This window comes from Adonisia turfae CCMR0081 (assembly GCF_011009555.1).
GTDB classification, from domain to species: Bacteria; Cyanobacteriota; Cyanobacteriia; order Phormidesmidales; family Phormidesmidaceae; genus Leptothoe; species Leptothoe turfae.
Genome location: NZ_QXHD01000004.1, coordinates 360,789 through 384,574, shown reverse-complemented (window position 1 = coordinate 384,574; position 23,786 = coordinate 360,789). Strand labels below are relative to the sequence as shown.

Genomic DNA, 23,786 nt, shown 5'->3' with positions numbered 1-23,786 from the left:
TGTGGTCATGGCGACACCCAAGTGTTGCAATCATCTAGAGACAGGCTACAGGCCTATCCCTAGATGATTGTCTTAGTAAGACAACTAGGCCGTCTGCTATCGTTAAACCTTGTGTCTAAGGCGGTTGCCAGGAGACTGTCTTGCGTTTACTAAAAACGATAGAAGGATTGCGATGTTGGCTACGCAAACAGTCTGGATCCATTGGTCTAGTGCCTACCATGGGAGCATTGCACCAAGGTCATCTCAGTCTGATTCATCGGGCACGACGCGATAATGAGTTGGTCATTGTCAGCATTTTTGTTAACCCCCTACAGTTTGGCCCCAATGAGGACCTCGCAGCCTATCCGCGAACCTTAGACTTAGATGCCAGAATGTGTGAAGCTGCTGGCGTTGACTGTATCTTCGCGCCAACAGCGTTAGACCTTTACGGGCCTAATTTTCAAGACGCTGACGCTCTGGTTACAGTTTTGCCCCCTCCCGCATTGGCAAGACCCCTGTGTGGACAGTTTCGCCCTGAACACTTTAACGGAGTCGCCACGGTCGTCACGAAACTTATTAGCCTAGTGAGACCACAGCGCTCTTATTTTGGTCAAAAGGATGCGCAGCAATTAGCCATCATTCGCCGATTGGTTAAGGACTTAAATCTGCCAGGAAGCATCATTGGTTGCCCAACTGTGCGAGAAGCGGACGGATTAGCCCTTAGTTCTAGGAATAAGTATTTAAGCGAGCAGGAACGTCAACAAGCAGTTATACTCTATCGGGGGTTAAGGAGAGCCAAAGAGAAGTTTAAAGCGGGTGTGCGATCGCAACATTCTCTCGCTTGCATCGTCTTTCAGTACTTAGAAACGGCACCCGCTGTCGCTCCCCAGTACATCGAACTGGTAAATCCATATACGTTGGCCCCCTTAGAAAAAGTTGAAACAGTTGGTATGTTGGCAGTAGCAGCATTTGTAGGGACTACACGATTAATCGATAACGTCGTTTTACGGGCACGGCGACCCATCATTGCCATTGATGGTCCCGCTGGTGCTGGTAAATCAACGGTGGCTAGGCAGTTGGCTCAGCAATTGGGTCTGCTTTATTTAGATACTGGGGCTATGTACCGTGCTTTTACCTGGTACGTTCTTGCCCAGGCATGCAACCCAGACGATGAAGTTGCTGTTGCTGACCTGCTACCTAAGTGTGAGATCAAGCTTGTTGCAACTCCTGCCGATGCAGGCCCTCACCCCCCGGAAGTCTGGGTAAACGATTCATTGGTAACCCAAGCTATTCGCACCTCAGAGGTCACTGCCAACGTATCCACGATTGCCGCCCAGAGTTCTGTGCGGGAAGCGCTGGTCAAACAGCAGATGCAATATGGCCTAACCGGTGGTGTCGTGGCAGATGGTCGAGATATTGGGACCCATGTCTTCCCCGATGCTGAGCTCAAGATCTTTTTAACAGCATCCGTTGAAGAACGGGCTCGTCGTCGTCAAAGAGACTTGGCTAACCAGAATCAGCCTGTTCCTGAGCTGTCTGATTTGGCTCAAGCCATTAGTGAGCGTGACCATAAAGACAGTACGCGAGAGATTTCTCCTCTGCGCCAAGCAGATGATGCCATTGAAGTTGTTACAGATTCTCTGGCCATTGAAAGCGTCTTGGATAAGCTGTTGACCCTCTATAAAGAAAAAGTTGTCAGTGATGACGAGTAACACACACTGATAACGACTAGCCTCCTGCTCAGACCGCCCATAAAAACCAGGGGTAAATATACGTAAATTGGCTCAGATTTTCCGTCAATTTTGGCTCTAATTTACGTGTTTACGAGGAAGCTTTTACCCATATAAGCAGGGGAAAATAAAGCTAATTCTGAAGAACGCGTGCAAGGCGACTAATCATCCGAGGGGGCATTTGGATGGTTTATTTGAATCTTGTATCCATGCGTTTTACAGGTGAGCTGTCTGACCCTGGGGGCTTTATGGGGTCAGGCATTTTTCTTTTTAAAGCGCTTTTTCCACTATTAAGCTTGAGTCTAGACAAGGTGTTGTAAAAACTCATAAGCTATCGCATCTGTATCATAAAGTTAGACATCTATTGAAGATGTCTAACTTTATGAATAAAAGTGCAGAAAAAGCATAGTCGGTTCATCTAGGCATTTGATAAACCAAGAATTATTACTATAGTAAAACCGTTAAAGTGATACGATACTCTAAAGAACAATTAAAGTAGTATCTTTGCTATCGCCTAACAATATGTAGATATGTCCATATATTTTTTGAAGTGAGTCAGCTTTTCCATAAGCAACTGTGAATAGTTATTGTGTTTTTTAAGAGTTGTCCATCTAGTAGTCTAGGTTAAATACAGAGTTCGTTTTATACACCTTCTCATCAAATACTAAGCCAAATGTTTAACCTGGAATAAGGTGTATACATAATAGGTATAGATCTAGGTTAGTCTAATACTATAGGAACAGCATTAACTCAGTGAAAGTGATGGTTGTAGCTAATACTGAAATGTAATCTTTGATCTTGCAAGCTACTATCCAATTCCTTTCTATCAACGAGTGGCACACCGTAGTCTAGTCTAATTTTCAACCTTTCTGACTCTAGGATGTTAGCTTGCAGGCCAATTCCAACACTTGCAATAAAATTAGGATCTAATGTCTGATTAGGGTTATTATCGTTATTCCAAATCCACCCCGCATCAACGAATGGAATAACTTGTAAGTCTAACCATTGTAGCTTCTCGCTACCAAGCAAATCAAAATCTATACGGTCTTCTACAGAAAAAACTATGCCATTATCGCCAGAACGAAAGTTTTCTCGGTAGCCTCTAACGGAACGTGCTCCTCCCATTACAAATTGGTTAAGCGGTAGTAAACTGTTCGGAGTCAGTTGGACTGACGCACGAGTAAACAAAGTGTGCTTGTTGCTCAGTGTCTTAAGAAACTGGGCTTGACCATTCCAACTAAAAAATTGACCATCTGGAATGAATGAGTCATTGCTGGTGGCATCAAATAAATCTAACCCCAAATTAAACTGAGAACGTAGAAGCCATAGTTCATCACTATCCCGTTCAGTATATTCTTGAGCGAAGGATAGCGTTGATGTACGACTAACACCAGAATCATCTGGGCCTAAACCAACTCTGAAAGGCTGCGTTTTCCCAATGAAGGTCTGATTTTCTTCGACTGAGAAACCAAACTCGAGAGCTAATTCTCGGCGAAGCGAACGAATTAAAGGTTGACGATAATTTAGGGAGTATCTTTCAGTATCAGAACGAAAACCAAAGGGTGCAAAATTGCCCTGCACAACATCATTTTGATCATGAGATACGTTGAAATTTAAGCGCCCTAATCCACGATTTATTGGAGGAGGACTATAACTAACCTGCCAAGATGAAAATAATTCATCGCTCAAAATATCTCTATCCTCAGAGCTAAAAACAGATCCAGTAGTATCCTCATCCAAATTTAGTCGCCCGTTAACTATAAATGTCTCGCCATATTCGTTAAAATAGTTTGCATTCCAATCGAGTCCAAGATCTCCTAGGCTGGGTGGTGAGTAGTTATTAAATGATGCTTCGACATCCCAAACAACCTCCTGTACCGTGATATCTAATATGCTGCCCCCTTCAAGAGACGTATCTTCCCCTAGCTCTAATTCCGGAACACGTAATACTGATAAGGTACGATCCGTTTCAAAGCGAGGCTCTAAAGCAAGTAGACGGACATAGCTTTCTAAATCTGACAAATTAACTGGGCGTTCAAATTCGAAGCCCAACATATCATCTGATATCGGTATATCACCTATTACCGGTCTCAATTGTGCTCGAATATAGTTTCCTAAAGGAGTGCGCTCTCCAAGCCTTATAGGTTCTACGCTAGATTCCAAGCTTCTTGTTGTCTCATCAAAGTTGTCTAATAAGGATTGAGGTTCGAGTTCTTGAAGTATAAGCTCTTCATTATCTACAGGTTTACTCTCACTATCGTAGATATACTCTGAAGAATATTGACTCGTAACCCTTACATCTTGAATAAAACCTTCAATTACAGGAATTAATAAAGTCCCATCAAGCAATACTTGTGGAGCTATTGCGCGAGACGTAATATAACCAGCACTAAGATATTGTAGCGTTACAGCCTCTTGAATATTTCTAATCTGTGCAGGTAGCACTGTTTGTCCAAGGAAAGGAGTAAGAAGAGCATCAAGCTTTGCCGCAAACTCCTCATTCTTTTTGTCTCCATTTCTTCTATCGTACAGAGAACTTTCACTAAAGCAGTATTCTAAAATAACAATATTTTCATGATCATCATATTCAATCAATTGATTGGAGGAGACACTTAAGACATCATCTTGGCTACAAACAAATGATGTAACACCTGAAACCACATTGACAGGAACATTGTCAGCTATTTCCGCCGGATCTGAATCCAAATTAGAAACAGAAATGCCCACATCATTGAAGCCTTCAGAATTAGTTCCTACTAGAGTAGTAATGTTAGCATTACTACTCTCATATTCTAAGTGAAGGCTAGAATTCTCTAAGGCAAAATTTCCCGATAGACTGACTGGTTGTTCTAACAAAGAAGTTTTAAGAGTTTTCGATTGCATCTCAGAAGGTTGAGCCTGCGTAGATGTAGTGACTGACAAAGCAAGGGAAAAACTAAAAAATGACAGAACATAATGCCGACTGGAAGAGATAGAATACATCTTAAAGAAAACACCAACAACCATGTAAAATCTGCTTAAGCGCAAAAATTCTTTTCAAAGAACAAAGAACTTTGCTTCTAGCAATACTTACCAAGGACTCCCTATCAAGGTAAAAGCAGACCAGTAAAAAGGATGACTCAGTTGCTCTACAACTTCAGACCTATTTTCGCGCAACCTCTTTCGGATATTTCTAATTCCTTGAATTGCAGTTTCTGTCAATACTTCCTCAGTATTACTAGCCCATGTAGCATCTTGGCTCACTAATAAAGATTCTATTATGATCTCTAACTCCTGAAGATTCTGTCGAAGACGCTGTTTATCTAACATAGCTAGCTGAGTTTTTTGGACGGCTTCTGCTTTTGTCTTCGAACTACCTAAGCTACGATAGAATTCCATCATGTAAATTAATGTAGCCAAATCACTGACATACCAAAGACTAGCCAATGTAGACTTAACTTCTGCTTGCAAAGACAACCCAGCAAAACCAAGTTCCGCGTTTGAGTCACCTAAAGCGGTTTGACAAGCACTCAAAATCAGCAAATCAATTGGTGGTTTCCGCCAATTAAGTGTATCAATTTGGAGAGCATTTAAGGGTAGCGTAGTATCCCACAGTTGAATTTTAGAATCACTAACACTGCCTGCACTAAAATTTGCATGGGTTGCAAGATGAACAATCTGAAACGGATGATCTCTCCGCGCATTTCGGACGTTGTCTAACGTAACCTGTTGATTCGACTTTACCTCAACAAAACGATTTGAAGACTGCTCAAATTCAGTATCACCTCCATTAGTATTACCGTTCCATATATTTTGAATAAGCTTCAGTTCTAACGGAACTGCACTAAGAGGAGGATATATATCAGAATTCTGAAACTCAGAGATCCCCATTGCTAGCACATCTGCTTTCGTCAAATCACTACGACGGATATCAAGGGATTCAAAATTTGGAATAACACTAATTCTATACTTCTCAGTGAGGTATTGATCTGTTTCCGAATCGTAGAGTGCAGCAAGGGGAATAAGTCTTAATCCACTTTCCATAGAAAACAGTAGAGTATTGATGTTTTCTATTCCCTCTTCTTCAAACTTAGCCTCGATTGGACGAATGAGTAAATCGTATAAGCGATCAGAATACTGCAAATGGGTATCCGTACCTGGCTTTTGAATCTCTCTCCATAGATTTTCAACCTCTTCCACTAAACTATCACGAGAGACTTCATTAGTTTCTTCAAGCTCAAATTGCTCACTCTCAGTATCATCAGCCTCAGAAGAAAGAAGCTCTGGCTCTTTTTGTGCCAATATCTCTGCTAACTGATTTTTTCTTCTATAGGTATTACTATTACTACGAGCAGAGTTTAAGCCAGTTTGCGCATCATGAGAAACAGCTTTATCTAAAACGAATCCAGAATCATCAACTTCGGGATCATCAGGATCAATTCTCCTTTCCTCAGTTAGCTTTTGCTCAAAATCAGCAATGCTCTCAATTTCAATAGCTCCACCTTGAGCTGTTTCAACACGGATAAAAACACGCTTATCATCAGAAGATATATATACTACAGCAGCCTTAGTAGATGGCTCCTGTAATTCCATTTCATGCAAAGCGTATCGAATAGTACTGGAATCTACAATTTTGCGAGTAAAGTCACGACCAAAATACTGTTCAAACTCTTCGCTTCTTTGTGCGTCTAACTCAGCCGTGTTGATCTCCGCTTCAACCTCTGGAGAAGAGACGAAAGTTGATGTTGGAGGAGGTTCAATTAACGTCGATGAAGTCGTAGAAATTAGATTAGAATTTATTGTTCCCGTCGATATGCTGCTTCCAGCAAGACTAACAGTCCCACCTGTTCTATCTTGTCCAAAACTCTCGGTTCGAAGGTTGCCAGTAGTAACATCACCAGTAGACGAAATAGCGGAGATATTAATATCTCCGCCAGGACCATTAAAAGCCCAAGCATCAATATCACCTACAACAATGTCGCCCGAAGCGGAGTTAATAGTAACTTGACCACCTCTATTCTCTCGTGCAGTAGATCTAATATTACCTAAAGTAATATTACCACTTGCATTTATGTTAACTAAGCCTCCAGTTGCATCTGAAGACGAGGTAGATGTATCCAAATTACCAGCCGTAATACTGCCTTCTGCATTGAGTAGAATATTCCCCCCAGTTTCACCGAAACTAGTTTGAATATTACCTACAACTATATCTCCTGGATTTGAAAGTCCATCAACTGGTTCAAATTGAGTCGGAAAGAAAAAGCTTCCAGCTGAGGCGGGGAGGTTATCAGGATTTGCTAGAGTATCTAATCCCGCCCGAAGAATAACCGTACGGGCACTTGTTAAAAGTCTAATGTCTGGATCAGAACCGGTGAGGCCTACATCAGGAGAAGTGATAATTATATTGCCACCTTGAATGCTTCCTCGTGACTCAACTTTGAGAGAAGACCCTATATAGTCACCAAATACAACATCACCGTTAGCACTAATAATGGGGTCATATAAACTCCTAAAGTCACCAGGAGCTGCATCTAGATCAAGAATTGAAAAGCTGCCGCCACTAGAAAAGTGAGCATCAGCCGAGATAGGTTGGCTACTCACTAATTGCAAATTACCACCACTAGCAAATGCTGTCTCAGGATGAGTCAGTGCTAAGATATCAACGAACTGATTGCCTTGTAGTTGCAAATTATTTCTTGCAACGGCAATAAAGGGATTTTCTAGGGTATCTCGTAACTGTAGAGCATCATTAGCAGAAAGTTGCAGGTCCTGAGTTGCCTGAAAATCTCCACTAACCGAGGTTAAATCGTTACTTGACAAAAGGCTTAGAAAACCACCATCTGCTTGTTGAACGTAAATATCTCCTGGTGAAACTTGGAACTCACCACCAGCAACTTGAACCTGGTCAGATACGACCTCTACAGAGGTATTAGCAGCCTCCGCTGTGCTAGTTAACATCTGCGGCAAAGACAAAACTGGTAATGCCCAATCTTGGGGCAAAGACTCCAGTTCACTGGGTAATTTAACTTCAAGTTGCAAAAAACTACCAGGTCGGCCAATACGAATGGCTTGGTTACCTGGCACAGAAGTCACCAACAATTCTCCATTGGGAGCTGACAATGTACCTGAACTAATAACTGTACCGCCAACCAGAGCCAAGTTTTGGCCAGACTGGGTCGATAAATCAGCAAGATTTAAAATCGCACCAGGTTGGCTCCCTGTAAATGCAAAACCTTGAGGGGTACCTAATAGGGACGTGTAGTCATTGACACCTGATGCACTAAACCAACCGTCTTCAAACTCAATACCGTTCGCCGTAGTGGTTATGAAATCAGCTGGCAGGTTTAGAATTGCATTAGGTCCAAAGGCAACTCCAGAAGGGTTCATGAAAAACAGGTTCGATGAACCACCACTGACCTCCAAAAGTCCGTCAATCAGGGATGCCTGACCACCGCCCACACGTACTAGGATATTTTCAATTTGAGGATTGGATAAGAAATTGGCAATCTGCTCTTGGGTAAGCCCAAACGACTGAAAGCTGTGGAAAAGATTTGCCTGATCTCCTGAAAATTGGCCGCCATCAATATTAAATTGAGATCCCTCAATAGTAACAATAGTACCTGTTCCATCATTAGAAGGAACAGGGTTCGCCTCAACTATCTCAGAAGATATAAGCGAGAGAAGTCCTAAAGAGACTGAACGACCTAAAATTCGCCAAACTATCTTGTTCTCAATCTTGAACATCGAAACACCCTTTACATAATCAGTGGTTAAAAGAGTCAAAAGCTAAGTCAAAACAAACATCATTATCAATTTAAATGTCATAAAAATCTAACAAAAACACATTACTCTCTCATTACTAAACAAACGAAGATACCTTTCTAAGTACAGCAAATGTACATGAATCAAGCTATCAAGCTTTCAACTGTTATGATATTAATCTTCTCAAACAACCTTTGCTTTTTTATTATTTACTCGCCTAAAATTATAGTCAAACTCACGTATCAACGCTAATCGTTTTCATACATCTCAATTTAAGAGCATTTACTCTAAAGATATTTGAAGATTGTGATTGTGTCAGTGCATATACGTACTTTTCAAATCATATTGTTATTTTGTAAGTGTTTTTCTATCAATAGATTTGGGCATCTATGAAGCAGCAGGTTTCTCAGCAAGTATTCAAGCGTTTACTGGCAGGTATTGGCATATTTCCGTTATTGGTAGCTGATATTACTTTTGCGATTACACCAAGGCCTTCCGACCTAAGTCGCAACTCACGCTTCGCTCAGATCGATGGAAGTGATAGATGTGAAAACATTTATCTAGAAAGTTTAGAGAGACAGAACACGGATTTCAGCAATCAGCTATATGAAGTTATTAACTCTATCGATAGCTGCTCCAACCAAGACTTAAGTCGTATTTTTAATGAGCTGCTAATAGTTTTAGAGTCAGAAGAACAAAGCATCGATGACACCGATAAAACAATGGTGTTACATGGTTTGGGAGCAGTTATTGATCAAATCAAGCCAGAAACCGATAGTTATTATATAGATCCTTTAGATATAAGCAGATTACTGAGTATAGCTGAGAGGCTTCTAAAAACTCAACGTACTACTAACTCCGCTGAGTCATGGCAACTGCAAACTTCTGTTATGACTCTACTAAGCAAAGTTGCAATTCTGTCGGTAGCCTCATCGAACGGGGATCAGCATCTAGAAAAGCTCGTAAGTTTTTTCGTGAATAGCGATGATAGTCTTATTACGTTAGACATATCTAATACTGAAGACGCTAGGACCTTTCGTGAAAGACTAAGTGCTGGTAGTAATGCTTCACAAACAGAAAAAGTTCAAGCAGCTACCTACAGAGCTCAAGTAGCTTTTCATTTAACAGCTCTTAAGGCTCTAAAGGATATAGGACAGGGACTACAGCAATATCTAGCAAGGTCTGATAGTGATTACTATAGAGGACAGCTGAAGCTCATTTCTGAGAATACGGATGACTTACTGAAAAAATATCTACAAACAGTTTTAGAGATTGAGAATCGTGATGTTGCTTCTGATGCCCTACTGATTGATATTCGGATTGCAACTATCGAAGCTTTAGCAGCATCGATCTTTTATCCAAGCTCCAGCTCAAATAATACAAACGTAAATTGCCCAATACGGACTGCTGAAGATGAGGAGAATGGTAATGACGTTGAAGAGGAGACTGATTCCCCTTACGTGCTGTCTTCTCATACTTTATGCTTATTAAATATGATCGCAGCTAATGCTGAAGAGACTGGTGAGGTTCGAGCAGGTGCGATCGCAGCTATAGAACGCCTTGGTAGTGTTGGGGATCGTTTCTATTCTTTTGCAGTTAGAAACCTATATGGTGTAGCTCAAGAAGATTTAGATGAATATCACAATGATCGCGACGCCATTGAACAGCAGACTGCAGAACAGCTATCAGCACTTGATATTGCCAGTCGCCTTGACGCGAGGAGAGAGCCACAGTCATCTGGCTCACTGGAAACGCAATCTAATTCAACATTTAATAACCAAGCGAACGATGCAGGAGTTCAAATCCCCCTAAGACCAAGATCCCTGTCACAAGGAGCAGACAACTTATTTGTTACTCTTGAACAAGGATTCGCTGTAGATAAGGATGAAGAGCTCAGGCAAACAGCCGAAGTCGCATTTCGTCAGTACTACAGCAAGGATTTTAGAGAGTTAGTTAAGGCAGCTGAGGGATCTATTAATGGTAGCCGTAATGAGCGACTACAGTTATCTGCTACAAAAGCTGCAGGCGGTGTTAATTATCGAAGGCTCAATCTAACCGAAGAAAGTTCAGATTCCTTGGAAAAACTCGCTGTTTTCCTTGGCAGAAGCTTGAGTTCCAGAAGCTGGGAAATTCGTCAGCAGGCAGCTTATGCCCTAGGCCAAATTGCATCTTTCCATCCAAAAATATTACAGCAGCAAAAATTTGCATACAAGATTGACGGTGGAGAAATCAGCGTACTAGAAGCACTATTTTTAGGCCTCAACGACTATGGTATGGACGAAAAGCAATCAGAAAATGTTATTGCTACTGTTGCTTTTACCATAGGGCGCTACGGTCGTGCTTTAGAGCAAACTAGTAAAGCAGTAGAGCTTAAAGAAAAGTTTGGGTTATCTGGGGATAATGAAAGTGCTCAAGGTATCACACAAAAATTACAGGAACTCAAAACTTGCCTCAAGGTTATGACTATACCTACCTCTGTGGATATGAGTACAGAGAGGTTTAATGCTCAAAATAACTTAGGACAAGTACTATTTGAATTCATTAAGAGTAAAAAACCTCATGAATTGAGACAGACACTTTCCCTAGGTCAGTATGAGTATGAAATGTTTCTTGAAGAAATTAGTGCATTAGCTGCGGAAATGGCTTCAGACATTAGTATCTCTTGGCAGAGCAAGAGCAATACTTTGCACGAAACCTGCAAACTAGAAATACCAAATGTAGAGGTTTCTAAAACTGATCGAGCAGCTGTAGCCGCAGCATTTGTGCTAGGTCAAATTGGTATTAGCGATGGGAAAATAGAGGCTAGCTTAGAAGAAAAGCAAATAGTTGAAGACCTATTATGGGTTTTAAGGGTGCGCGATGTGCTGTTAGCAAGCAATGACTCTAATACATTCGCTTCTGACAGTGTGCGGGACAGCATTGCTAGTTATGTCTTTGCTCAGATTGACTCTAGAGAACATGATCTTATAGAGAGACTTCTACACCCCATTACTCTTCCTGATCCCCGAATTGACCAGCCAATAAAGGATGAATATTTAAGCTACTTTCATAATCCAGTGACTCGGGCAGTTGTTATCGAAGCATTGGACCAAATTGGTCTAGAACGAACATCCCTTAGACAATTTATTAGCTATAAACCTGATGATGGGCAAGAAAAATACATTAGTCGGTTTCGTCGGCTACTAACCTCAGACCTTGATGCTAGTAATCGCGTGCAAGCGGCTGTTACTAGCGTTGTTGAGAGTAGCAATAGTAGAGCTGATGCAGAACTACAGGAATTATGGGAAGGGCTATATAAACTCAACGAACAAGAGCTCCACAGCAGTGATAGATGGTTGGATGCCAATGATCAGAGGCGGTTAATGCGCTTGAGTCGTAACTTACTTGATGCATTAGAAAATGACAGTAAGGCACTATACGACACAGCTAATGATTTAAACCAAGCTCAACATACACTTTCTCTACCCTACAGTTCATTACTAGCCTGTGCGGGTTCTGGCTATGCTCTTGAAGCTGTCGGCATTGATAATGATGCTGTCGTCCAAGAATTAATGGATCGAATTTATGTTTATCCTCAGCCCTACAGACATTTTTGCGCGTCAAATCGTCAAACAGTTTCAAATCTAGAAGAACCTGGTACAAGAGAGCCAGTTTTAGATGAACCATCACTGATCGAACAGCTACGACTTATGAAGAGCGGTGCGATCGCTGCACTTGGACAGATTGATCCATATTACTGGCGGCGACAGGCTGTAGTTAGTTGCTTGGTCAGCTTAGCTGGTAACAGTAGACGGAATTTGACACCCAATGCTAACTGCCCTGTAAATGTAGGGGAGGAAGGTAAAAATAATGAACGACGAAATCGTCAGTTAGATTGGTGTTTAACCCCAGCACAATACCAAGACTTTAGACAGCACCCATATTTTGATCGCTATTTTCATTTTGATTCATTGGAGTATGGCATTGTCTCTCATGAATATTCAGAAGATCGTTTAACTGACCCAACAGCAGGAGATCCCCTAACTGCCTCAATTCAACAGAGTAGATGTTTACCAAGTAATTTAGCCAATGGCTCATCTCGATTACCTGAGCGTTTGCCCGACTTTGCCCCTGAAGATCCAGAAAATGAGGAGCAAAGAGCGCAGCTACCTGCTGAATATCAAGCAGAGGGATGGGGTATAGAAGAGGTATCTGATTATTATCTGCTTCGACAAGAGTTACGTAGACCAGCTCTGGAGGCATTAGGGCAGATTGCGTTGAGAGAACCAGACACAAAAGCTTTGAAAGCTTTAGTTACCCTAGATCTAGGCAGTATTGATAAGATACCTATTGTTAAATCAAATAATTTGAACCTCGTTCGGGTAGAACTGTTGGAGGAGATTGCTCTATATGTTCAAGCCTCGACTCGGTTTGACCGTAATCAAAAGCGAGACAAAATTGCTCTTATCATCAACGAAGGTTTGCTACCTCTAGCATCGACAGTTGAGCTTGATGATACAGATGACACACGCCTAGACACACGTCTAAGTGATACTGCCGTTGGTACTCTATCTCTTTTAGGTCCTAATGCTTTTGAATGGTTTAGTGCATCAGAAAGAGAAATCTTTATTAAGAATTTAGGATTTAGAGACTTTTCAAGTGATGCGATAAAACTCGCACAGGATTGTGAAAATGCATCCATTGGACTGCTTCGACGAGAGAATCTTTGCTTAGGTTTAACTAATATAGTTAGCGGTGCTTGGCATCCTGAAATTAATCGTGAGTCTATCCTTACCAAGTCTGTAACAGACACACTGAGGAGATTAGCTGAAGACAAGGAAAGTGCAGTAATTCGAGCCAGTGCTGTTCAAGCACTGGGTAAAATTAATCAAAGTAGCAATGATGAGAGCTATTATTTGTTACTAGGGCGTTTAGGGAATGATGAACCCCGTGTTGTGGCTCAGTCTATTCAAAGTTTTTTACAAGCTAATCCTAGAGAAGTCATTCCAAAATTAGCACAAGATCTTGAAGCAGAGGCTACTGTCGCTTGGCAAGCTGCTCATGCTATTAGACTCCTGGCACAAGTGTCTTACAGTAGTAATGCTGAAAATAGTCATCCAGACTGGCAAACCGCATTGCCTAGTTCAACTTTGACTACAGCATTAGTTGCTCGTTTAAGACAGTCGACATTTAATACTGGGTTAGCTAATGAAATCATCTATGCTTTAGGTGAAATGAGAACAGCTTCTGTTGAAGCTCAGGATATGCTACAAGACATTTTGATAAGTAGCACCGATTCATCATCTCGTGCAGCGGCAGCCTATGCTTTGGGCAAGATTGGTAATACTCATCCAAGGCTTGGATCTTTAGCATTGACAGAGTTACATTCTATTGCTGTTAATGCCAGTGGGTCTGAAACTATTGAATTACAGGCAACAGCAGCTCATGCAGTGTCTCAGATAGGTGTAAATGCTTATCGAACAATGGTAGGTCTTGATCCCCAAGAAGTGCTGAATGCTCTTTTAATTGCTCACTATAATTCGGACAGCACAGATTCCGATGAACTGAAAGCAGTTTTACTATATTCGATGGGGCAGCTAGGGTTTGACGATAGCCGTGTTTCTAGACTATTTGTAAACAGTTTAAAGTCTGATCAACCTTTTAATATCAGAGCAATTGCAGCAACTTATTCTGGAGGACTGTTACACGAAGAGTGGGAATGTGCACTTCCCAGAGAAGAACCGTCAGCTAACGATATCAATAACAATAACTATGTAACCGAAGTTTTGAAAAATATTCAAAACGATAAAAATACTTGCTTAACAGAAGCACTAATCAATGCAGTAAACAATGATGAAGATATAACTGTACGAAAGAATGCTGCGATTTCATTAGGCACTCAAATTGCGTTTACATCGGAGAAAACCTCTAATTACTACAGAAAAAGAATTATAGAATCTTTAACTGGGGTATTTTGGAATGAGCGAGAATATCCATCGGTCAGGATAGAGGCAGGAAATTCACTCAGAGAGCTAGCAAGATCCGAACTCGGTAGTATCGAGTTAACTCTGGCTTTTGAAGCTACATTTGAGAATTTGGGAGATGTCGAAAAACTGAGGTCAGGATTACGATCTTCGCAAGTTGGAACCTTGGAACAGGTTTTACTCTCTGTAAGAAGCGAAACTTTGATTAGCAGACTTGATAATTTGAACGTGAATAATCTTTTAACAATAATTCTCAATAGCATTCGAGCAGAAAGAGACAGCGTTCGAGCGAATGCAAGTAGAAGAGTTGGTTCTGAGCAAGCGCTTATATGTCAAGTAAGATGGTTCAGAGGTTCTTGGATTTGTAATCTCTAGAATACTTAAGGAAATCAATATTTCACTTTTTACAAGCAATCGTTTAAAGCTTGGATATAAAATCGACAGCTATCACTTCAAAAGTTTCTTAGATCTAAAGAGGGTAAAGTTTTGGCAACTACAACTAATAATGTAAAACGTTCAGATTTTAGAGGTTTTGATTTCTCAAAAATAAGTGGCCAGAAACTCAAAGAATATAGCAGTCGATTTTCGTATGCAGATTTACGAGGAGCATCTTTTAAGGGAATTACTCTTGAACAAATAAGCTTTTCAGACTCTTTGATTCATGGAGCTAATTTCCAAAAAACAAGGCTTATTAATGTTAGTTTTGATCGTGTAAAGGCTGGTTTTACGCGATTTTGGTTTTTTATCTTAAGGCTCTGTTGTATCCCAATCGGAGCAATAGCAGGGCTGATTTGTGGATACTCATCGGTATTTATGTATGGTCTAGCTTCTGTACCTATTGAAAAAGTTAATGAAGCTTATTGTGGTGAAAGCATTACTGATGGCAATATAGCGCAAGTCAGTGAGTTTAATTCATTCCTTGGTTTTATCTTTGTAATAATATTTTTTATATCAATCGTTATTGCAATTTACAAGGGTACTCGTGCCGTATTTGCAATGTTCATAGTTGGGATCACAACCTTATCTTTCTTACTCACAAGCTTACTACCTGATCCATTCGCAACAACATCAATCCTTGGCTTTGCGAGCGTTATGGGAGGTCTTGTTGGAATTATAACTCAATCACAGGTATCTTATCTTAACTTGGAACTAGATAAGCAAGTATTAAAGAACTCTGACTTAATTGATCGACGCGACAGGAGATATTTATTTATCAGGAGGATATTAACTTTAATACCTTCGATACTTGGAGCATTTCTAGGAGCAATGCTTTCTGCAGGAGTTTTTGCTAAGGAGAAGTTGGAAGGTGAAAGTGCTTTAATTTCAGCTCTATTAGTGACTATATTAGCTATCGGAATGTTGCTTTTCGGTGAGATGTTTGCAAATGATGCTGTTAGCTCAGATGATGATAGAAGAAGGAAGCATCCGTTAATTAATCAGGCTTTCGATTCGCTCATACGTAGGTTGCAAACTAGCTTTAGTAAATCCTCTTTAACTAACGTTTACTTTAGGAACGCAGTTCTCAGAAAGAGTGATTTTTCTAATGTAGTAGGTTCTGGCATTATCAATGTTACTGGAAGCGACAGAGAAGATCTATCATCAGAAATGATCAAGAGTCGAGATGAAGGTTATACCAAGCCGAAGGAAGCTCACGATAATGGTAAAAGTCAGACACAAAGTAATCCAATGAATTTTTACAACAGCACCGTAAGTGTAACGGTTGAACAGAACATGGATAAGAGAGTTAGTGAAGGAGATACAATTAGTATCAGTAAGTCTCAAGTTACGGGTTCGAATACCATTGGTAGTGGGTTTTCAGCTAACAACTCTATCGAGAATGAGGAAATAATTGATGAAGATCTTTAGGGTATTTCTGAAGGCTTTAAAATTAAGCATTTTTTATAAGGGAGGATAAAAAGTAAAGTTAGAGAAACATCAAGTTTCTGATTATTACTTTATCTAGCTGTTCTTTTTTGAAGAAAGAATAGCTAGATAGGATATTCGAGGATTATTATATAATTATGAACGATAAAATCAACATCAGTGGTTCGCAAATAACCGGTGCTAACAGTATTGGTAGTGGTTCGTCTTCTGGAAATTTTATAAACTCCATAGATGCTCAATATCAGCAGAATATCAGTGGAACTGATAGCATAGAAAAGATATTGGAATCCTTAGTTCAAATAGCCGAATCTTTCAGTAGCCAGTATAAGGAACTTGCTACAACATATGTTGAGGATTTACGCAGTGATTTAAAGCAAAAAGAGAAAAATCCATCCAAGCTTCGTATGAGAATTCTTTCTCTCCTAAGTATAGTAGTTACTTTGGGAGGTGGTATTGCAGGTGTTGCTGACTTTGCAAACAACGTACTTGATCTGTCTCAGAAACTACAAGTACCTTTTGTAGAAATCCAACCTCAGCTTAGCCAGGTTAAACAGTTGTATCCTGATTTTAAATGGAATCTTCCCATAGACCAATAAAGAATAGGCTTTGCTTATAAATGATCAGGAAAGATTTTCAAACAACCTCTCCTCATAGCCAATGATCATCGGGAAATTTTCTTGAAGAAACACCATTGTTTTAGAGCAATGCATTAAGCAAACTTGTTGAGTTCACAGGCTGTTTACATCACGTTCTTGCAAGGTTACAGCAGAGCTAGAAGTATTTTTTCGCTAACATCAAAGTTAGCAGTCACCGATTGTACATCCTCGAGATCTTCCAAAGCATCCATCATTTTTAATAGAGACTTTGCTTGATCAATATCGGTCACATCAACTGTATTACTCGGTACCCAGCGCACCTCAATATCCTTCACTGTATAGCTTTCGCCTTTGAGATAAATGCTGAGATTCTCCAGATCGCTAGGGGGGCACAACACTTCTGCACCGGGGGTATCTTCATCCACTTCGGTCAATTCGTAAGATTCAGCTCCCCCTTCAATGGCCGCTTCTAATAGGGCATCTTCTTCCAACTCACCCTTGACGACAACTACGCCTTTTTGGTCAAACATCCAGCCGACACAGCCCGTTTCGCCAAGGTTGCCACCGTTTTTGCTAAACGCCGCTCGCAGATCGGCAGCGGTGCGGTTGCGATTATCGGTCAGGGCTTCCACCAGTACAGCAACACCGCCCGGACCATACCCCTCGTAACGAATGGATTCTAAGTCACCATCGCTACCTAGCTTACCAGTCCCTTTTGCGATCGCACGGTCAATATTGTCATTGGGCACCCCCGCTGCCTTCGCTTTATCAATGGCCGTCCGCAGCTGAAAATTACCATCGGGGTCACCGCCACCATGCTTTGCTGCCACAATAATTTCCCGTGACAGCTTGGCAAATACTTTGCCCTTAACCGCATCAACCCGTGCCTTTTGGCGTTTGATATTGGCCCATTTACTATGCCCTGCCATAACGTCTTAGTCGTCATACACTAGCCCACTATTGTAGCGAGAAGTTTTGAAAGGAAATTGGAAAGGTTGGGAAAGAAATAGGGAATGGGCCATGGGAAAATCTCCCCTGTAGGGGCATTCCATGGAACGCCCCTACAGGGGAGCCTCACGCAAGTTGTCCCGCCCGTAACGCTGCCCCAATCAACCCTACGCTTTGATTGGTAACCAAGTGAATGGGCACATTATCCAGCAGTGGGCCCACGCGACCTTTGTGGCTAAAGGCTGTGAGAAAACTGCCGTCGCGGATCAGGGGCATGTTTTTGGCCGTGACGCCACCGGCTACGTAAAGGCCGCCGTAGGGTAAAAGTTTGAGGGCTAAATTACCAGCCGCCGCCCCGTAGGCATCAATAAAAATTTCCATGGTGCGGCCAGCAAGACGGTCAACGGTGGCAGCTTTGGAAATGGCAGCGGCTGGATCGGGGAGTTCGCTGCGTTTGCCTGCGCCTTGCTCCCAATTGCGCACCACTTGAGCGAGTTCTTCGGACTCAGTGGCAAAGTTGCGATCGCGTAAAAACTGATAGATAGAGACAATACCCTGGCCAGAAACCACCCGCTCCACAGAAACACGGGAAATAGAATGTTTGTCTAACAGGTAATGCAGTAACTGAAACTCCAGTTCAGAGCGAGGGGCAAAGTCGGCATGGCCCCCTTCAGAAGGAAATACCTGGTATTGGCCACCGCAGTTAATTAAAAACCCCTGGCCCAGTCCAGTCCCAGCACCAATAATGGCAATGGGCGCTTGATCATCATGGGTTCCCGACTGTAGCGTACACACATCATCTGACGTTAGTCCTAGTACACCATAGCCAACGGCAGCAAAGTCATTGATCAGCTCTACCGTTTTGAGACCCAGTTCATCAGCGATGCGATCGCCACTCAAAGACCAGGCTAAATTTGTGAGCTGGGAACGATTATTGACCACAGGTCCAGCAATAGCAAAGCAGGCCGCTTGGGGCTGGGCATTTGAAACTGCTGCCAGGAAGTCTTTTACCATCGGCACCAAATCAGCATAATCGCCACTGACAAAGCGCTGTTCATGGAGCGTTTCTTGGGGATTAGTGCCAGACTGCACCAACCGCAAAATTGTTTTGGTACCGCCGATGTCACCCGCTAGTAGTTGCATCATAATGATTTCGAAATCAGGTCAAATTTAACGTGATAGTTGGAGAATATAGAAAGTCGTTGGCACGCCCTTTTAGATACCCCGCGATCATCGACGATCTCTTGAGGAATTAATTTCCCACAGTCCATTAGATCTATACCGCAACGAGTGTAATGCCCCTCCCCGTAGTCCCGACCATAGCCGACATTTTAGACCGAGCCCTAGACGGTGAGAATATTTCGCCAGACGACGGCATCACCTTACTGAGCCAGACCACAGCCGCAGCCGTGGAAACCATCCGAGCGACTGCTGATCAACTACGTCAACAGCAAGCGGGAGACACCGTCACCTATGTGGTCAATCGCAATATAAATTACACCAACATTTGCGAACAGCACTGTAGCTTTTGTGCATTTCGTCGCGATGCAGGGCAGGCGGGGGCTTACTGGCTCAGCTGGGAAAATATTCTAGAAAAAGCAACCGCTGCCGTAGAGACAGGCGCAACGGAAATCTGCATGCAGGGAGGCCTGCACCCAACGGCCAAAATTAATGGTCGCTCTTTGGACTATTACCAACAGCTCGTTACTACCATCAAGGCAACGTTTCCTCACCTCCACATCCATGCTTTCTCACCCCAGGAGGTGCAGTTTATTGCCCGCGAAGACAATTTAGACTTTGCAACGGTCATAGGTGAACTGGCCCAAGCCGGTGTCGGCTCACTCCCAGGGACCGCAGCTGAAGTGCTTGATGATCGGGTGCGACGGGTGCTCTGTCCTGAAAAAATTGACACTGCCACCTGGATCGAGATTGTCACCCAGGCCCACGAGCTAGGCATGCCCACCACCAGCACAATGCTGTCAGGCCATATTGAAACCATTGAGCAGCAAATTGGCCACTTTGAAAAACTACGTCAGCTGCAACAGCGCTCTTTAGCAAAGGGTGACACAGGCATCACTGAGTTTATATTGTTGCCCTTTGTGGGACAGGATGCCCCAGCTCCCTTGCGGAAGCGAGTCGGTCGAGATCAGCCAGTGATCTCAGATGCACTATTACTAACGGCAGTGGCGCGTATTTATTTGGGTCGTTGGATCAAAAACCATCAGCCTAGTTGGGTAAAACTTGGTCTGGATGGTGCTACTGAAGCCTTACGCTGGGGCTGCAACGACATTGGTGGCACCCTGATGGAAGAGCACATTACCTCCATGGCCGGAGCACAAGGAGGTACCTGTCAGTCAGTGGACGATTTGACGGGTGCGATCGCCACCCTTAATCGTCCCAGCCAACAGCGGGATACCTTATATAACTGGATAACGATCAATTATTAACAGACGCATCTAATCGTTAATGTTTACTCAAATCTATTTCCATACCAATAGCAGATTTGTAGAGTAGTGCAGGACCATTAATCCGCTCGAATTCCAAGCCCTAGCATCCGTTAGCTGCATGCTTAAAATAGTCAGCATCTTACCTCCTGCCAAGCAGCATAAGCTCCGCAAACATCTCAACAAGCATCGATCCCTATTAGAACTGGATACGTCTAGCTATGGTATAGGACGACAGCGTTATTGGCTTGAACATCAGCCGATTTTAGGCAGCTGTGGTCGGTCTTATCAATCCGCCGTGCAGCACACCCAGTTTTGGGGCTTCTGCCGCACCATCTATCAACGGGCTAGCCAAGTTGCCCTACCCGATCAGGACCCACTTACCCCCGATGTGGGACTCGTTGCCTATGGCGGTGTGGGCATTCGTGAGCATCGCGACGATCCCTATGCCGCCTGTCTAGCTGTCAGTATTAACCTGTCAACTGTGCCAACTCAGTGGGGATATACCCCTAACTATACTGGCTACGATAAACTCCACCAAAAGCGTGCCACGGAAACAATCCATCGCTTACCACCGGGGTCAATTATCGTGTTCAACAGTCAAAATCCCCATCGAGTGATTAACCCTGACCTAGAACGCTGGTCCATTAATCTGTGGCGGATCGCCCCCTCCTGTCGCACTTACTTTCAGAGCTACTTAGACGCTTATCCCCTGGCTGTCAATAATGCGGTAAGCTTTTTCCCACAGGTGGGAGAAAAAAGCTATGGCCAAAATCGAGCTCAAGGATGTGCAAATTGGGGATCTGAACTGGGTGTATCGCGAGCTAGTTCCCGACACCCCCAACGATAAGCCCCCTGTCTTGATGCTCCATGGTCTGGTATCCCAAGGGTACAGCTGGCGCGATGTTCAGCCAGCTCTGGCTGAACAGGGGTTTCGTAGCATTGCCCCCGATTGGATTGGCCACGGCTCCTCTTCAAAACCTGATAAACGTCAGTTTGCCTATGACCAGGTCACCTATCTCAAAGCCCTTAGCGACTATATCGAGACTCTGGAGCTAAGCCGTTTTTCCCTAGTAGTGCAGGGGTTTTTAGGGGTTACTGGTCTACTCTATGCTGCTCAGAACCCTGACAAAATCGAAAGATTAATTATTCTCAATACGCCTCTCCCACCCAAGGCAGAGTTACCTTTCTCTGTAAAAATGATGGGCTGGCCTTTTGTGGGTGACATGGTGACCCAAGACCCGCTCTTGGTGGATCGCACCCTGGAAGGTGGTGGTCCTTACCAGGTCTCGGATGACGATCTAGATGTTTACCGCCGTCCATTCCTAAAAAGCTCTGATGTGGGCCGTTCATTGATGTGGACAATCCGCGCGATGAAAATGCCTCAAATTACTGAGCAAATTTCCCAAGGGTTTGCCAACTGGTCACGTCCTACCTTAGTGGCTTGGGGCATATCGGACCCCTGGCTATCAGCAGAAAGCGCCAAAGCATTCGCCAAAGGAGTTGAAGATGGCGAGTATATCGAAATGACAGAAGTAGGCCATTATGCCCAAGAAGATTGGGCTGATAAGGTGAGCGAGGCGGTGGTGCCATTTTTACGAAAGCAGGAATTGTAGAAAAACCGCATCAACTCAAAATTCAAAACCTAAAACTCTTCTTTGTTGGGCAATTGCTTTTTTAGCTCTGCCAACAATATTGCTTGCTCTTCCTGTAGGCTGTTTAATCGCTGCAAGATTGTTGCAACGTGTTGTTCTTGAGCTGATTCTCCAGCTGTGGTCTTGGTAATGAGCCAACGACCCAAGAAGAAGGGAGAGCGTCCTAGCCACTTAAGTAGACGACGCAGCAGTTGACCAGCAAGGGAAAGGCCGAATTGGAGCAGGATAATTAGAGAGATTGCGATCGCAACCAGCCAATAAGGATGATGTAATCCCCACAAAACTGCTGTTTCAGTTGGCGTTAATATCGCCCCTGTGACTATCCCTTCTAACCATAAACTGATCCCACCGCTCACGACTCACTCTCCCATCCGTTTTGTTAATGGGTCTGTAGACATTCCCCACCGTCTCAATCATTCCGTCGTCTGTGTCGTCTCCATCCCTTACGTCCTTTTAATTCCCGTTTAACTGCAATATCCCACTTGTCCACCAGGGTCATCATGGCAGGCATATCGCGGGACACTTTATCTTGCCAACCCAGATCAGCCACCACCGAATTAAATGTGCGGCGTTTGGTCATGCGATAGGCAATTTCCTCCACCTCTTCCCAGGTCAGATTACTCTCAATGTATGCCTTCGTAATCACATTCAACAAATTGGTAAATCGATTCCCCTCTGCTTCAGTCATCATCGTATGGGGGATATCTAACACCCGATCAAAGCTGTTGTACCAGCAATAGGGTTGATGCTCTAGTGCTGCTTCAAAGAAACGATGGTGATCATAGTTATTCACAGCGCGATCGCTTTCACTAGAGATCATAAAGATCGGGGCAATGGGAGACTTTTTGACCCGCTTAAAGTTATATTTTGCAATTCGTAACACTGCTCGCAGGGCAGAAATTTCAAACCCTGGATAGCTGGGACCCATTAATTTTTCCCATTCAAAATAGGTATCAATATGCCTAACAAATAAGTCAATCACCTTGCTGCTGGCACTAAAGTAAGGTGCAAATAACAGTGCCCGATAGATATCAGTAGCTTTTTCCATGGCCAGCCACGTCGCCAGGGTCGCACCACCAGACAAACCACCAATAATCACCTTCGAGCCCATTCTCTGGGCAATTTTAAGCCACTGCAACCCAAACTTAAGATAGATGCGGGGGTCTTCTGCTAGCGGCGGGGGATTACCCGGCCCCCATTGACCTGCCAAACCATGCATCGGTAACAAGGGCACTAGCACATTACACCCTGCTTTGTGTAAGGTTTCTGCCATGGGAATAAACTGATAGGGACCAGCCGTAAATCCATGGAAAAACAGACACACTTTTTCAGTGGGTTCGCTATGAAATAAAAAATACGACCGACAGAGATTATCAATTAGCGATAGCTCTGATTCACGAGCTGATATTTTGCTCTTCAGAACATTTTTAAGCGTTAGGTAGTCTGCCATAGCAACCTGATATCTGGGCATAGACGAATACTACCGCTCAGACTCAGCATATTCCTAAAGATTGCGGGACTGCTTAATTATCAGCTCGCCTTAACGCACAGATAACACGACTACTCTTGAGAGGCAGGTTGTTCGGTTGATTGCTCTTCAGATTGCGTGTCAGCGGCATTGCTTGTCAACAGCAACACCGCTCCGCGACCATCTACGATGCACGAACCACGTTCATCAGGCAATTCTACAATGGACCAAGGAATCAAAAAGGTTCCGTCTTCCATGGCCTTTGAAGGAGCAAGTTTTGGCGTCTTCTCAGCGGTAGCCACGGTTTCATAACAGCGATGGGCAATCGCTTCAACATCGTCAGGAATGACTGGCTTCTTAGGACCACAGGCACTTACT

At 43.1% G+C, this 23,786-nt stretch carries 14 protein-coding genes; 7 read left to right on the top strand and 7 right to left on the bottom strand.

The features are described 5' to 3' along the window. The first annotated feature begins 140 nt into the window (after positions 1-140). The gene (locus DXZ20_RS05895) at positions 141-1,691 is read left to right on the top strand and encodes a bifunctional pantoate--beta-alanine ligase/(d)CMP kinase (RefSeq protein WP_163696988.1); all 1,551 of its coding nucleotides are present in this window, start codon (positions 141-143) and stop codon (positions 1,689-1,691) included. A gap of 768 nt (positions 1,692-2,459) precedes the next feature. Here DXZ20_RS05895 and DXZ20_RS05890 read toward each other — a convergent pair. Together DXZ20_RS05890 and DXZ20_RS05885 are read right to left on the bottom strand one after the other, a co-directional pair. Beyond that, on the bottom strand, positions 2,460-4,715 hold the full coding sequence (locus DXZ20_RS05890; protein WP_163696986.1) for a ShlB/FhaC/HecB family hemolysin secretion/activation protein: 2,256 nt from the start codon (positions 4,713-4,715) through the stop codon (positions 2,460-2,462). 63 nt (positions 4,716-4,778) lie between these two features. Further along, positions 4,779-8,471 (bottom strand): CHAT domain-containing protein, encoded by a 3,693-nt coding sequence (locus tag DXZ20_RS05885; protein WP_163696983.1) that lies wholly within the window; start codon positions 8,469-8,471, stop codon positions 4,779-4,781. Positions 8,472-8,839: 368 nt separating this feature from the next. Between DXZ20_RS05885 and DXZ20_RS05880 the strand changes: the two genes are divergently transcribed. The 3 genes from DXZ20_RS05880 (at position 8,840) to DXZ20_RS05870 (ending at position 16,893) form a co-directional block, all read left to right on the top strand. Continuing rightward, positions 8,840-14,788: a HEAT repeat domain-containing protein gene (locus tag DXZ20_RS05880; protein WP_163696981.1), complete on the top strand. Its 5,949-nt coding sequence runs from the start codon at positions 8,840-8,842 to the stop codon at positions 14,786-14,788. A gap of 111 nt (positions 14,789-14,899) precedes the next feature. Continuing rightward, entirely contained in the window at positions 14,900-16,279 is a 1,380-nt protein-coding gene (locus DXZ20_RS05875) for a pentapeptide repeat-containing protein (protein ID WP_163696979.1), read from the top strand. Between the two features lie 155 nt (positions 16,280-16,434). Further along, positions 16,435-16,893, top strand: a complete 459-nt coding sequence (locus DXZ20_RS05870) for a hypothetical protein (protein ID WP_163696977.1) — start codon at positions 16,435-16,437, stop codon at positions 16,891-16,893. A gap of 164 nt (positions 16,894-17,057) precedes the next feature. Here the strand turns inward: DXZ20_RS05870 and DXZ20_RS05865 are convergent, their stop codons facing one another. Continuing rightward, positions 17,058-17,822: a YebC/PmpR family DNA-binding transcriptional regulator gene (locus tag DXZ20_RS05865; protein WP_163696975.1), complete on the bottom strand. Its 765-nt coding sequence runs from the start codon at positions 17,820-17,822 to the stop codon at positions 17,058-17,060. 145 nt (positions 17,823-17,967) lie between these two features. Next, the gene (locus tag DXZ20_RS05860; RefSeq protein ID WP_163667386.1) at positions 17,968-18,987 is read right to left on the bottom strand and encodes a glucokinase; all 1,020 of its coding nucleotides are present in this window, start codon (positions 18,985-18,987) and stop codon (positions 17,968-17,970) included. A 149-nt stretch (positions 18,988-19,136) separates the two neighbouring features. Between DXZ20_RS05860 and cofH the strand changes: the two genes are divergently transcribed. From cofH to DXZ20_RS05845, 3 genes are all read left to right on the top strand, one after another. Further along, a complete protein-coding gene (cofH, locus tag DXZ20_RS05855; RefSeq protein WP_163696973.1) occupies positions 19,137-20,288 on the top strand; it encodes a 7,8-didemethyl-8-hydroxy-5-deazariboflavin synthase subunit CofH in 1,152 nt (383 codons plus the stop codon). Positions 20,289-20,406: 118 nt separating this feature from the next. Further along, positions 20,407-21,135 carry a hypothetical protein gene (locus tag DXZ20_RS05850; protein ID WP_163696971.1) on the top strand — a complete coding sequence of 243 codons (729 nt, stop codon included), beginning with the start codon at positions 20,407-20,409 and terminating at the stop codon, positions 21,133-21,135. Beyond that, the gene (locus DXZ20_RS05845) at positions 21,050-21,901 is read left to right on the top strand and encodes an alpha/beta fold hydrolase (RefSeq protein WP_163696970.1); all 852 of its coding nucleotides are present in this window, start codon (positions 21,050-21,052) and stop codon (positions 21,899-21,901) included. The genes DXZ20_RS05850 and DXZ20_RS05845 overlap by 86 nt, the downstream gene beginning before the upstream one ends. A 29-nt stretch (positions 21,902-21,930) precedes the next feature. On the opposite strand, the gene DXZ20_RS05840 is transcribed toward DXZ20_RS05845, so the two are convergent. The 3 genes from DXZ20_RS05840 to DXZ20_RS37265 form a co-directional block, all read right to left on the bottom strand. Next, positions 21,931-22,296, bottom strand: coding sequence for a hypothetical protein (locus DXZ20_RS05840; RefSeq protein ID WP_163696968.1), 366 nt, complete (start codon positions 22,294-22,296; stop codon positions 21,931-21,933). A gap of 53 nt (positions 22,297-22,349) precedes the next feature. Continuing rightward, a complete protein-coding gene (locus DXZ20_RS05835; protein WP_163696967.1) occupies positions 22,350-23,390 on the bottom strand; it encodes an alpha/beta hydrolase in 1,041 nt (346 codons plus the stop codon). Positions 23,391-23,500: 110 nt separating this feature from the next. After that, positions 23,501-23,786, bottom strand: a 286-nt coding sequence (locus tag DXZ20_RS37265) for a hypothetical protein (protein WP_250565642.1), incomplete at its 5' end; no start/stop codon positions are given.